Raw genomic sequence first — 11,978 nt, forward strand, 5'->3', positions numbered from 1 at the left:
GGCTTCAACACATTTGCGGGTGCCAAGGGCAATGGCGGCACGGTGACCATCCAGCAGGACGGCGAGATCGTCACCGATGGCGAGCGGGCGCACGGCATCGTGGCCCAGGCGGTGGGCGGCGGCGGCGGCCTGGCCGGCACGCTCTCCGCCGGCGCTGCCGGTTCCGGCGGTGGCATCGGCGATGCCGCGGCGGCGACGGCGACGGCCATGAGCCAGGTCTGGGTCAAGGGTGCGAGCTCGTATGCCATGTTCGGACAGAGCGCGACCGGCATCGGCGACGCGCACGCGGTTACGCTGACCGCGGGCGACAGCCTGTTCGCGCAGGGTGCTGGTTCCGTGGCCGCCTACGGCGAAAGCACAGCCAACGGCGCGAAAGGCAACATCACCATCAATCTCAACGGTCATTACACGATTGGCGGTGCCGGAACCGGCGTTGCCGCCATGCTCGTCGGCGGCGCCAACAACGCGCTGACCAACCACAGCCTGCTCTACGCAATGGGAGCGACGCCGACATTCGAGATCCAGGCAGCGGATATCCAGGCATTCCAGACCTTCCTGTTGGCGCCCGGTCCCGTCGTGCCGACCAATGCGATCCTGGAATCGCTGCTCGACGATTTCAGTCCGCTGGCCATTACCGGCACGTCGGGTGATGACCATGTCGACAATTCGCGGCTGGGCGACACGCTGGGACGCGTCATCGGCAACATCGATCTCGGCGGCGGCGACAACAGCTTCCACAATTTTGCCGATGCCTCGATGGTCGGACTGAAAACCATCGATCTCGGCGGCGGGCTGTTCACCAATGACGGGCTCTATACCAACCAGGGCATCGGCGTGGTGGCGAAGGTGGATGTCGGCGGCGGCTTCAAACAAAACCTCTCCGGCGATTTCGTCACCGATGTGGATCTCAACAACCAGATCACGGATGCCCTGGCACTAACGGCGGCCGGTGACTTCAACGGCGAAGCGCCGCTGAATTTCCTGTCGATCGATAAGCTGTTCACAGAATATGTGGTCGCCAATGGCTCGGGGATGACCGACTCCGGCATAGCAGCGAAGACCTTGCATCCGGCAGTGGGCTTCAACTTCCAGTTCCGGGTGGATGGCGGCACCGATCTCGTTCTTTACGCCGACAACCCGACATTCCTGGAACTGGCGCAGGATCCGGGGTCCGGCACCACCGATCCCGGCGTGTTCCAGATGGCGCAGTACCTTGACGATGTCGAGGCAGCATCGACCCCGGACAACCCGATGGCCAGGCTGATCAACATGCTGCGCTTCCTGCCCAATGAAGAGGAACTGGGTGCAGCATTGACCCGGCTCACACCGCATTATGCCGTGCATACGTTCAACATGATCAACCGCGAAGCCGACATGATGCTGGAAGCGGCGCGTGAGTGTACTGGCGTGCCTGCCTACAAGAATCCCGACGGCCGCTGCGTCTGGGCAACGATCAGCCCGCAGGCCGAGTACAGCCGCGACGCGGGCGCTGGCACTACAAGCCGCGACGACGTCCTGAAGACGATGTCGCTTGGCGGCATTGGCGAGATCGGCCAGAACTGGTCGCTTGGTGCCACGATCGGCCGCACAGAGTTCGATTCCAAGATCGGCTTCAATGGAGACCTGCTGTCGGAGACCACCGGTGAGGCCTGGCAGGCCTATGCGCTGGCCAAATATACCAACAAGAATTACTTCGTGGACTTTGCACTCGGTGGCGGCACGGGCTCGTTCAAGGGCGAACGCGACACCCATATCGACCCGGCATTCTACATTCCGGGCGAAACGTTGGCGGGTGATTATCTCGACGAGGTAATGCTGCCTGGCATCGGCAGCAGCGTCACCTACACACAGAAGACCGCGATGTTCGGCGGCTCGGCGCGGTTGGGTTTCACCCGGGAGATGGGCGCCTTCTATCTGCAGCCGACAGTGCAGTTCGACGCGCGCTGGCTGCGTGTCTCAGGCACGGAGGAGGGTTCGGTCGCCGCCTTCAACTTCGATGGCTCGGCCAACACCTACTATTCTGCAACCCCTGCAATCGAGATCGGCACCGACATCGCGCTCAGCGACATTGCCAGCCTTCGCGTCTACGGCAAGGCCGGGGCGGAGTTTTCCAACAAGGAGTGGGAAATCGAAGGTCGCTTCGCGGCGGCGGAGAATCTGCCTGGCAACCCCGCATTGCACTTGACGGAGGCCGTCGATTCGCCGCTCTATCGGGTCGGCGCCGGCCTTGAACTGAATGGCGTCAATGGCGTCGGCATGTCCGTCAGATATAATGGCGCCTTCGGCGAAACGGTTAAACAGAACGCGATCAGCGCGTCTCTCAAGGTCAGCTTCTAGCTGGCCCGAGGCGGAGCCGGGCGGGAGGGGTCTTGATGAGGAAGTTCGCGTATTTCGTGGCGATGCTGGGTGTTGCCTGCACCGTCGGTGTGCCGGCCGCGGCGGCGCAAACCAAGAGCGACAAGGCGGTCGCGGCACCGGCTGCCGCCGATGCGCCGCAGTTGCCCGGTGGCGCGTCGGCACTGTCCGAAACCCACGGCGACTGGACGGTCAATTGCCAGATATCAGGCGCGACCAAAACCTGCAGCCTGTCGCATCAGCAATTCAACAAGCAAAACAATCAGCGCCTGCTGGCGATCGAGCTGTCGAGCAAGACCGGCGAGGATGCCACGGGAACGCTTGCGCTGCCGTTCGGCCTGGCGCTGGCCAAGGGGGTGAGCCTGACCATCGACGATCAGAAGCTGGACGGCAGCCTGGCGTTCAACACCTGCCAGGTCGTCGGCTGTCTGGTGCCGGTGATGTTCGATGCGACTGTCACGCCGCTGCTGAAATCAGGCACCACGCTGAAGATCGACGCTTTCGCGGCAGACACCGGACAAGCGGTGAGCTTTTCCATTCCGCTCAACGGCTTCGCCGGCGCACTTGCCCGAACCGCGGAGCTTTTGACCAATTGATGTGAGCCGCAGGACTTAAAGCGCGCGCCGCCTGAACGCAGTCTCGCGGCAGGGCGGTGCGTCACTGCAGCAGAACATTTTTCAGTCAAACGACGATTGTTTTAAGCCGTTCGGCGATCAGGGCGGCAAGCCGAGCCGCCACTTCGTCCTTGCTCATCTCCGGCCATTCCTCGACACCGGCCTTTGACACGATCCGCACCCGGTTGCGATCGCCGCCCATCACGCCCGAAGAGCCGACGCCGCTTCCCTGCGACACGTCGTTGGCAACGATGAGATCGGCGCCTTTCTTCTTGAGCTTGGCCTCGGCGTTGCGCAGGAGATCCTGTGTCTCGGCGGCGAAGCCGATAACCAGGCCGGGTCGCTGGCTGTGATGGCCGACGCCGGCGAGAATGTCGGGATTCTCGACCATGCGCAGCACCGGCGGCCCTTCGCCCGCGACCTTCTTGATCTTCTCACCGGCCGAGTTCTCGGTGCGCCAGTCGGCCACGGCGGCGACGAACACCGCCGCATCTGCGGGCAAGAGCCGTTCCACCGCGTCGCGCATCTCCTGCGCACGCTCGACGTGAATGGTCTTCACTCCGGGGGGATCGGCGATGCCGACAGGGCCGGAGACGAGGCGCACATCGGCGCCGAGCCTGGCCAGTGCTGCCGCGATGGCATGGCCCTGCTTGCCGGACGAGCGGTTGGCGATGTAGCGCACCGGGTCGATCGGCTCATGGGTCGGGCCGGAGGTGACGATGATCTTGCGCGCCGACAGCGGCCTGGGGCCGACATCGAGCAGCGCCTCGACCGCAGCAACGATCTCCAGCGGCTCGGCCATGCGGCCTTCGCCCGCCTCATTGCTTTCGGCCATCTCGCCCCTGGCCGGACCGACGAAGGTGACGCCGTCCTTCTGCAGCGTCGCGCGGTTGCGGCGGGGGGCCGGATGCGCCCACATTCTGGGGTCCATGGCCGGCGCCATCAGCACCGGCTTGTCGGTGGCGACAAGCACGGTGGAGGCCAGATCGTTGGCGTGGCCGTTTGCGAGCTTCGCCATCAGGTCGGCGGTGGCGGGCGCCACCACCAGCAGATCGGCCTCGCGCGACAGCCTGATATGGCCGACATCGTGTTCGTCATTGCGGTCGAACAGCTCGGTGAAAACATGGTCGGCGGAGAGCGCGCCGACCGACAGCGTGGTGACGAATTCCTGCGCGGCCGATGTCATGACCACCCGAACCGCGGCCCCGCGCTCGCGCAGCCGGCGGATCAGATCCAGCGCTTTGTAGGCGGCGATGCCGCCGCCGATGATGAGCAGGATGCGCTTGCCGGAGAGGCTCATGCACCCTCCCAAGGATTGACTATGCTGATACCGCAATCGGAAAAGTCAGCAACGTTTCTAGTCACCACCGCAAAGCCCCGCGAGCGAGCAACCGAGGCGATCTGTGCGTCAAATTCGCGTATAGGACGTCCCAGAAATCGTCTGTTCGAAACAATCTCCGCGTATGCTTCGGCTTCGCGGTCACCGAACGCGAGCACTGGGGTCTTGAGCCATTTGGTGAAAAAGGCCCCGATGACACTACCCAGTGCAGCCTTACGCGTTCCGTCCGGCATGTTCGCAAGCCCAACGAGCAGCTCTGCCTTGGTCATCGCCGTGACATATGAGCGGGTCGCGAGCGAGCTATCCATCCAGGTAGCCACCCCTGCATCCGGCCGTGGTTTGAAGGTTTCCGAGATAACATTCGTATCCAGCACGAACATGGTTAGTCAAATTTCAGTGGCTCGCGCGTAGGGCCGCGCTCCGGCAACTCGACATCGAAACCGCCATGGGGCTCAACCAGCCTACGAATCGCGGCATAGAGTGACTCTCCCCGAGGGTCTTGGTCCACACCGTCCGAAAGAACACTCTTGGCAAGAACGCTACGCGCTTCCTCTTCCATTGAGACTCCCCTCACGGCAGCTCGCTCACGCAGTTTCTGCTTCACGTTGGTGTCGAGATTGCGGATGGTAAGTGTGCTCATGTTTTTGCTCCTTACCTCAACCTAGTCCATGAAAGCGTTGCTTTCAATGATAGCAATGCCGGCACTGCTGTCACCGAGAACTCAGATCATCTTCCAGGCGATATAGACCAGCGTCACGGCAATCACCCAGAGTGCCCAGCGGCCGGAACGGCTGTAGCGCGCCTCGGCCTTGCCGATGGCGTGGGCGGTGGTCTCGTCGAAGCGCAGGCCGTGCTCGGCCATCAGGTCGATCTCGCGCGACAGCCGGTCAGTGCGCGCCGCAAGCTCGGGCACCTGGCGGGCCAGCGTCAGCAGCGCCTTGGCGCCATCGCGCGCATCCATCATCATGCCACGCGGCCCAAGATTGCCTGATATCCAGTCGCCGACCACCGGCTCGGCAGTCTTCCACATGTTGAAGGCCGGGTCGAGCGTGCGCGCCACGCCCTCCACCACCACCATGGTCTTCTGCAGCAGGATCAGTTCGGGCCGCGTCGCCATGTCGAAGAGCTCGGTAACCTCGAACAGCAGCGTCAGAAGCTTGGCCATCGAGATGGTCTCGGCCGGCTGGCCATGGATCGGCTCGCCGATCGCCCGGATCGCCTGCGCGAAGGCCGCGACATTGTGCTGGCGCGGCACATAGCCGGCCTCGAAATGGACCTCAGCGACGCGCAGATAGTCGCGCGTGATGAAGCCGTAGAGGATTTCGGCGAGGAAGCGGCGCTCCTTCTTGCCGAGCCGGCCGGCAATGCCGAGATCGACGGCAACGATGGTGCCGTTCGCCTCGACGAACAAATTGCCCGGATGCATGTCGGCGTGGAAAAATCCGTCGCGCAGCGTGTGGCGCAGGAACGACTGGATCAGGTTTGTGGCGATGGTTTTCAGATCGTGGCCCGCCGCGACCAGTCCGGCAATGTCGTTCATCTTGACGCCGTCGACCCACTCCATGGTCAACACGTCGCGGCCGGTACGCTCCCAGTCGACGGACGGCACGCGAAAGCCGGGGTCGTGCCTGGTGCTTTCACCGAGCTCCGAGAGGGCCGCCGCCTCGAGGCGAAGATCCATCTCGATCTTGGTGGTCTGAGCCAGCGTCTGGGTGACCTCGACCGGCCGCAGCCGGCGGGACGAGGGGATGTATTTCTCCTGCAGGCGAGCGGCAAGGAAATAGCTTTCAAGATCCTGGAAGAAGCGGCGGCGCACGCCGGGCCGGATCACCTTGACCGCCACCTTGGTGGCAACGCCGTCATGCATGGCATCGGCGGCATGGACCTGGGCGATGGAGGCGGCGGCGACCGGATCGCCGAATTGAGCGTAGAGATCGCCGACTTTGCGCCCGAGCGAGGCTTCGATGGCCGCTATGGCTTCGGCCTTCGGAAAGGTGTGCATCTTGTCCTGCAACATGGCGAGATCGAGCGCCATGTCGTTGCCGACGACGTCGGGCCGCGTCGCCAGGAACTGGCCGAGCTTTACATAGGAGGGGCCGAGCCGGACGACCGCCTTGGCCAGCCGGTCGCTGCGCTCATAGGCCAGCGCGCGGCGGCGCGTGAACAGCCGTGCCATCCGCCAGCCGAACTTCGGCAGGCCGGACAGTTCCTCACCCGGCAGAGCGGCGACGACACCCTCGCGGACCAGCACCCAGCCGGCCCTTACGAGCCGGAATCCTGCACTGACATTGCTCATGGCAGCGCCAACCCTGCCGGCTCTTTGAACCGGCATAGCACGCGTCGATTGTGAGAAATGCGGTCCGGCCTCAAAGCTTCCAGCCCGAATGAAGTGCTGCAATACCGCCGGAATAGTTGCGGAAGGAAACGCGGTGGAAGCCGGCGCGGGAAATCATCGTCGCGAAATTCTGCTGGTTGGGAAACCTGGCGATCGATTCGACCAGATAGGAATAGGGCTCGCCGTCGCCGGTGACCATCTTGCCGATCTTTGGAATGGCGTTGAACGACCAGGCTTCATAGGCCTTGTCGAGCAGCGGCATCTCGACCTCGGAAAATTCCAGGCACAGGAAGCGCCCACCGGGCTTCAGCACGCGAAACGCTTCGCCCAAGGCCACCTCGATGCGCGGTACGTTGCGGATGCCGAAAGCGATGGTATAGGCATCGAATGTGGCATCAGGGAAGGGCAGTTCCTCGGCATTGGCCTCGACGAAATCGGTGTTGCCGGACAGGCCCTTCTTTTCGGCCCGGTCGCGGCCGACAGCCAGCATCGAGCCATTGATGTCGAGCACGGTGGCATGGGCATTGCCGTGGCTGGCATCGACGATGCGAAAGGCAATGTCGCCGGTGCCTCCGGCAACGTCGAGCACCTTCCAGCCCGCCCGTTTAGGCGGATTGAGCCAGGTGACCATGGCGTCCTTCCACAGCCGGTGCAGGCCGGCCGACATCAGATCGTTCATCAGGTCGTAGCGGTTGGCGACCTTGTGGAAAACATCGTTGACCAGGGACTGCTTGTCGCCAGCCCCTACACGCTTGAAACCATAGGAGGTTTCCATGCCGCCCGCGGCCGTGGTTCTCTCAACTGACATTTTTTTGATCCGTCATAAAACCGGCGGGACCATAGCCGATCGATGGTGCGGGCGCTATTGTTTAAGGCGCGGTGTTCAGCCGCGCTTCCAGGTGGCGGGTTTTCGAGACCTGGACGGACCGACGGGATGATTGAATGCCTTTGAAAGCGGAACTGCACTGCCACATCGAAGGGGCAGCGGCGCCCGAACTCGTCATCCGCCAGGCGCAGAAATACGGCAAGGACACCTCGCCCTATATCCAGAACGGTTCCTTCGTCTGGCACGATTTCACCTCCTTCCTGGCGGCTTATGATTTTTCCGCCGATCTGTTCCGGACCGAGGAGGACTATGCGCGGCTGGCCGACCACTATCTGACCAGCCTTGCCCGCGACGGCGCCATCTATTCCGAGGTGTTCACCTCGCCGGACCACGCTAAAAAAGCCGGCCTGTCGCCCAAGGCCTATACCGACGCGCTCGGCGAAGGCATGGCCCGCGCCAAGGCCAAGACCGGCATCGAGGGCCGCATGATCGTCACCGGCGTGCGCCATGTCGGCGTCGAGTCGATCGAGCAGGCGGCGCGCTTCGCGGCGCGCTGCGGGCATCCGCTGGTCACCGGTTTCGGCGTTGCCGGCGATGAGCGGATCGGTGATATGGAGGACTATGTCAGGGCTTTCGAGATCGCTCGCGAAGCCGGGCTCGGCATCACCATCCATGCCGGCGAACTGACGGGCTGGGAGACCGTCCAGGCGGCGCTGGATCACATCCGCCCGTCCCGCATCGGCCATGGCGTGCGCGCCATCGAGAACCCGGACCTCGTCCGGCGCATCGCCGACGAGGGTATCGTGCTGGAATGCTGCCCCGGTTCCAACATCGCGCTCAAGGTGTTCGACAGTTTCGCCGATCATCCGTTTCCGGCCCTGCAGGCGGCAGGCTGCAAGGTGACGCTCAATTCCGACGATCCGCCCTATTTCTGGACCTCGCTCAAGCGTGAATACGATATCGCTGCCGAGCATTTCTCGATGAACGACAAGGCGCTGACCGCCGTCACCAGAACGGCCATCGAGGCCGCTTTCGTCGATAGAAAGACAAAGACGGCACTTCTTGCCCGGTTGAACAGCGCGGCACGCTGATTTCCGCCGACAAAGCTGTGGTCGGTGCGGGCCAAGCGGTTCCTTGGCCGGCGCATTGCCGCTAGGGTTCGCCCAGGCAGCTTGAAGCGCGGCGCGTCCGAAAGGGCGATGCGCGCATTTTCGGGCGCAGGCATCAGGAGAACACCATGCAGGGCGTCACCGTCGTCGACCACCCGCTTGTCCAGCACAAGCTGACCATCATGCGCAAGAAGGAAACCTCGACGGCGGGCTTCCGCCGGCTGCTGCGCGAAATCTCGCTGCTGCTCGGCTACGAGGTCACCCGCAATCTCGAACTGACGACGACGACCATCGAAACGCCGATGGAAACGATGGAAGCGCCGACGCTCGAGGGCAAGAAACTGGTCTTTGCCTCGGTGCTGCGCGCCGGCAACGGCTTGCTGGAAGGCCTGCTCGACCTGGTGCCGGCGGCGCGCGTCGCCCATGTCGGTCTCTACCGCGATCACGAAACGCTGGAGGCGGTCGAATATTTCTTCAAGGCGCCGAGCGACCTCGCCGACCGGCTGGTGATCGTCGTCGATCCGATGCTGGCCACCGCCAATTCGGCGATCGCGGCGATCGACAAGCTGAAAGAGCGCGGCGCCACCAACATCCGTTTCCTTTGCCTGCTGGCGGCGCCCGAAGGCATCGAGCGCTTCATCAAGGCGCATCCGGACGTTCCCGTCTTCACCGCTTCGATCGACCGCCAGCTCAACGAGAAGGGCTACATCATGCCCGGCCTCGGCGACGCCGGCGACCGCATGTACGGGACCAAGTAATATCAGACCAAGTCGCCTGGTACGATTTACCAAATATTTACGAAAAGGCGCGGTTTTGGCGCGCGTTAAAGCGGCAAACACCATCCGGGCTTAACGATCGGCTGTCACTACAGCGCCGCGCGTCCGTTTCGGACGCGCAAAGGACGCTGTAGCACTTTGATTTTGTGCATGAGCCTTTCCGAAAATCGTTCCCGATTTTCGGGGTCATGCGGCGAGGCCGATCCATGCTGCGCAAACTTCTGATCCTCGCCGTTTTCGCCGGTACATCGGCATCGATACCGATTGTGTATCAGTCGAATCCGCAACTCGTCGAAAACCTGCTGAGGTCGGCGGTGCCGGGCAAACAAGCGGTCGAAGCCCAGCCGAACGTCAATCTGGCATCGGTGCCCAACAAGCCCGCGGCACCGCTGCCGATGGGCCGCAAGGTCCTCGTCGCGGCAGACGAACGCGGGCATTTCTCGTCACCCTTCAAGCTCAACGGACGTCAGGTCGACGGCATGATCGACACCGGCGCTACATTGGTCGCCATCAACATTTCGACGGCACGCAGGATCGGCCTGTCGCTGAACGCTTCCGACTTCAACCGCGAGGTCAACACCGCCAACGGCACCATCAAGGCGGCTGTGGCCATGATCGACCGCCTGCAGATCGGCAGCATCACCGTCAATGACGTCCAGACCATCGTGCTCGACGACAGGGCGCTGCGCACCAATCTGATCGGCATGAGCTTCCTCAACCGGCTCGACAAATACCAGGTCGAGAACGGCACGCTGCTGCTCGTCCAGTAAGGCTATTCGTTTTCCCAAATTCCCAAGGGAAAGCGCTATGCGCTTTTTCCCAGGGAGAACCGTTTCACACTTTTCCTGGAATTGCTCTAGCCGCGCGGCAGAATCCGCCGGATGACCGACTTGTCGGCGGGCGGCTTCGAGGCACCGACCATATAGGCCGAAAGCACGGTTGCCGCGGCGGCCTCGGCATCGGCCGATGAGCGGGCATGGATCAGCGCCAGCGGCTCGCCGATCCCAACCTCCGCACCGACCGGCAATAGTCTGGTGATGCCGACCGCAGGGTCGATCTGGTCGTCCGGCCGCGTGCGTCCACCTCCCAGGCCGACCACTGCGAGCCCGATATCGCGGGTGGCGATGCCGGTGACGAAGCCATTTGCGGTCGCCTTGACGGCAAGTTCGATCGCCGCCGCAGGCAGATATTTTTCCGGTTTCTCGATGAAATCGGCGGGGCCGCCAAGCGCGGCCACCATGCGTGCGAAAGTGGCGGCGGCGCGGCCGCTGGCGAGCGTCTCGGTGGCGCGCCGCATGCCATCCTGGTTGGACGACACCAGCCCGGCCGACTGCAGCATTTCGGCGGCCAGCGCCAGCGTCACATCTTCGAGCCGACGGTCACGATACCGGCCGGTGAGGAAATCGACGGCGTTGCGCACCTCGACTGCGTTGCCGGCGGCCGACGCCAGCGGCTCGTTCATGCCGGTGATCAACGCCGAGGCCTTCAGTCCGGCGCCGTTGGCGATCTCAACCAGGCTGTTGGCGAGTGCGGTGGCGTCGCGCGATTTTTCCATGAAGGCGCCGTTGCCGACCTTGACGTCGAGCACCAGCGATTGCAGCCCGGCCGCCAGCTTCTTCGACAGGATCGAAGCGGTGATCAGCGGCACCGATTCGACCGTGCCGGAGACGTCGCGGATCGCATAGAGTCGTCGATCGGCGGGCGCGAGGTCGGCGGTCTGGCCGATGATGGCACAGCCTGTTTCGAGCACCGCCTTGCGAAACAGCGCGACATCGGGCTGGCTGATGTAGCCCGGGATGGCATCCATCTTGTCCAGCGTACCGCCGGTGTGGCCAAGGCCACGGCCCGAGATCATCGGCACATAGGCGCCGCAGGCGGCGACGATCGGCGCCAGCATCAGCGAGACATTGTCACCGACGCCGCCGGTCGAATGCTTGTCGGTGACCGGGCCAGGCAGGTCCGACCAGTCGAGCACATCGCCGGAATCGCGCATCGCCAGCGTCAGCGCCACGGCCTCGTCGCGGTTCATGCCGTTGAAGAACACCGCCATGGCGAAGGCGCCGGCCTGGCCGTCGGTAACGGCGCCTGACGTCACGCCCGCGACGAAGCCGGCGATCTCGTCCTCCGACAGCCTCAGGCCATCGCGCTTGCGGCGGATGATTTCCTGGGGAAGCATCAGATCTCCAGCAGTCCGTCGCGGAACACGCGCTGCAGGATCGTCGCCAGCCGCGCGCCGCCGACCGGCGCCATGTCCTTGGTCTCCTGGTGCGAAAGCTCGGCCCCGGTCATGCCGGCCGCCAGATTGGTGATGACCGAACAGGCGGCGACGCGCAGTCCGAGGAAGCGGGCGAGAATGACCTCCGGTACGGTCGACATGCCGACCGCATTGGCGCCCATGATGCGCGCCATGCGGATTTCGGCCGGCGTTTCGAAGCATGGGCCGGAGAACCACATATAGACGCCCTTGTGCAGGGTGGTGCCGGTCGCTTTTGCCGCCCGCTCGATGGCCTGGCGGATGCCGGCATCATAGGCTTCGGTCAGGCCGACGAAACGCCGGTCGCTTGGTTCGCCGATCAGCGGGTTGGTGCCCGAGAAATTGATGTGGTCCGATATCAGCATCACCG

11 protein-coding genes and 1 pseudogene are annotated in these 11,978 nt (G+C 63.6%); 5 read left to right on the top strand and 7 right to left on the bottom strand.

From position 1 onward, the window contains the following. A partial coding sequence (locus tag EN879_RS09765) for an autotransporter outer membrane beta-barrel domain-containing protein (RefSeq protein ID WP_164774362.1) occupies positions 1 to 2,337 on the top strand: 2,337 nt, incomplete at its 5' end. Positions 2,338 to 2,372: 35 nt separating this feature from the next. After that, positions 2,373 to 2,951 (top strand): invasion associated locus B family protein, encoded by a 579-nt coding sequence (locus EN879_RS09770; protein ID WP_063168994.1) that lies wholly within the window; start codon positions 2,373 to 2,375, stop codon positions 2,949 to 2,951. 85 nt (positions 2,952 to 3,036) lie between these two features. Here the strand turns inward: EN879_RS09770 and coaBC are convergent, their stop codons facing one another. From coaBC to ubiE, 5 genes are all read right to left on the bottom strand, one after another. Next, the gene (gene coaBC / locus EN879_RS09775) at positions 3,037 to 4,269 is read right to left on the bottom strand and encodes a bifunctional phosphopantothenoylcysteine decarboxylase/phosphopantothenate--cysteine ligase CoaBC (protein WP_127274030.1); all 1,233 of its coding nucleotides are present in this window, start codon (positions 4,267 to 4,269) and stop codon (positions 3,037 to 3,039) included. Continuing rightward, complete coding sequence (locus EN879_RS09780; RefSeq protein WP_024502801.1) at positions 4,266 to 4,688, bottom strand: type II toxin-antitoxin system VapC family toxin; 423 nt, start codon at positions 4,686 to 4,688, stop codon at positions 4,266 to 4,268. Before EN879_RS09780 ends, coaBC begins: the two co-directional genes overlap by 4 nt. A gap of 2 nt (positions 4,689 to 4,690) precedes the next feature. Further along, complete coding sequence (locus tag EN879_RS09785) at positions 4,691 to 4,948, bottom strand: plasmid stability protein (protein WP_013529622.1); 258 nt, start codon at positions 4,946 to 4,948, stop codon at positions 4,691 to 4,693. 81 nt (positions 4,949 to 5,029) lie between these two features. Next, positions 5,030 to 6,604, bottom strand: coding sequence for a 2-polyprenylphenol 6-hydroxylase (ubiB, locus tag EN879_RS09790; protein ID WP_063168992.1), 1,575 nt, complete (start codon positions 6,602 to 6,604; stop codon positions 5,030 to 5,032). A gap of 70 nt (positions 6,605 to 6,674) precedes the next feature. Continuing rightward, on the bottom strand, positions 6,675 to 7,451 hold the full coding sequence (ubiE, locus tag EN879_RS09795; RefSeq protein ID WP_063168991.1) for a bifunctional demethylmenaquinone methyltransferase/2-methoxy-6-polyprenyl-1,4-benzoquinol methylase UbiE: 777 nt from the start codon (positions 7,449 to 7,451) through the stop codon (positions 6,675 to 6,677). Between the two features lie 134 nt (positions 7,452 to 7,585). Between ubiE and EN879_RS09800 the strand changes: the two genes are divergently transcribed. The 3 genes from EN879_RS09800 (at position 7,586) to EN879_RS09815 (ending at position 10,124) form a co-directional block, all read left to right on the top strand. Next, positions 7,586 to 8,560 carry an adenosine deaminase gene (locus EN879_RS09800; RefSeq protein WP_063168990.1) on the top strand — a complete coding sequence of 325 codons (975 nt, stop codon included), beginning with the start codon at positions 7,586 to 7,588 and terminating at the stop codon, positions 8,558 to 8,560. A gap of 146 nt (positions 8,561 to 8,706) precedes the next feature. Next, positions 8,707 to 9,336, top strand: coding sequence for a uracil phosphoribosyltransferase (gene upp / locus EN879_RS09805; protein ID WP_013529626.1), 630 nt, complete (start codon positions 8,707 to 8,709; stop codon positions 9,334 to 9,336). 224 nt (positions 9,337 to 9,560) lie between these two features. After that, positions 9,561 to 10,124, top strand: coding sequence for a TIGR02281 family clan AA aspartic protease (locus EN879_RS09815; RefSeq protein WP_024502797.1), 564 nt, complete (start codon positions 9,561 to 9,563; stop codon positions 10,122 to 10,124). An 86-nt stretch (positions 10,125 to 10,210) separates the two neighbouring features. Here the strand turns inward: EN879_RS09815 and deoA are convergent, their stop codons facing one another. Together deoA and EN879_RS09825 are read right to left on the bottom strand one after the other, a co-directional pair. Continuing rightward, on the bottom strand, positions 10,211 to 11,530 hold the full coding sequence (deoA, locus tag EN879_RS09820; RefSeq protein ID WP_063168989.1) for a thymidine phosphorylase: 1,320 nt from the start codon (positions 11,528 to 11,530) through the stop codon (positions 10,211 to 10,213). Next, positions 11,530 to 11,978 (bottom strand): annotated as a pseudogene (locus tag EN879_RS09825) (purine-nucleoside phosphorylase); the annotation flags it as partial. The pseudogene EN879_RS09825 and the gene deoA, both read right to left, overlap by 1 nt.

This window comes from Mesorhizobium sp. M7A.F.Ca.AU.002.02.1.1 (assembly GCF_003998535.1).
Lineage (GTDB): Bacteria > Pseudomonadota > Alphaproteobacteria > Rhizobiales > Rhizobiaceae > Mesorhizobium > Mesorhizobium ciceri.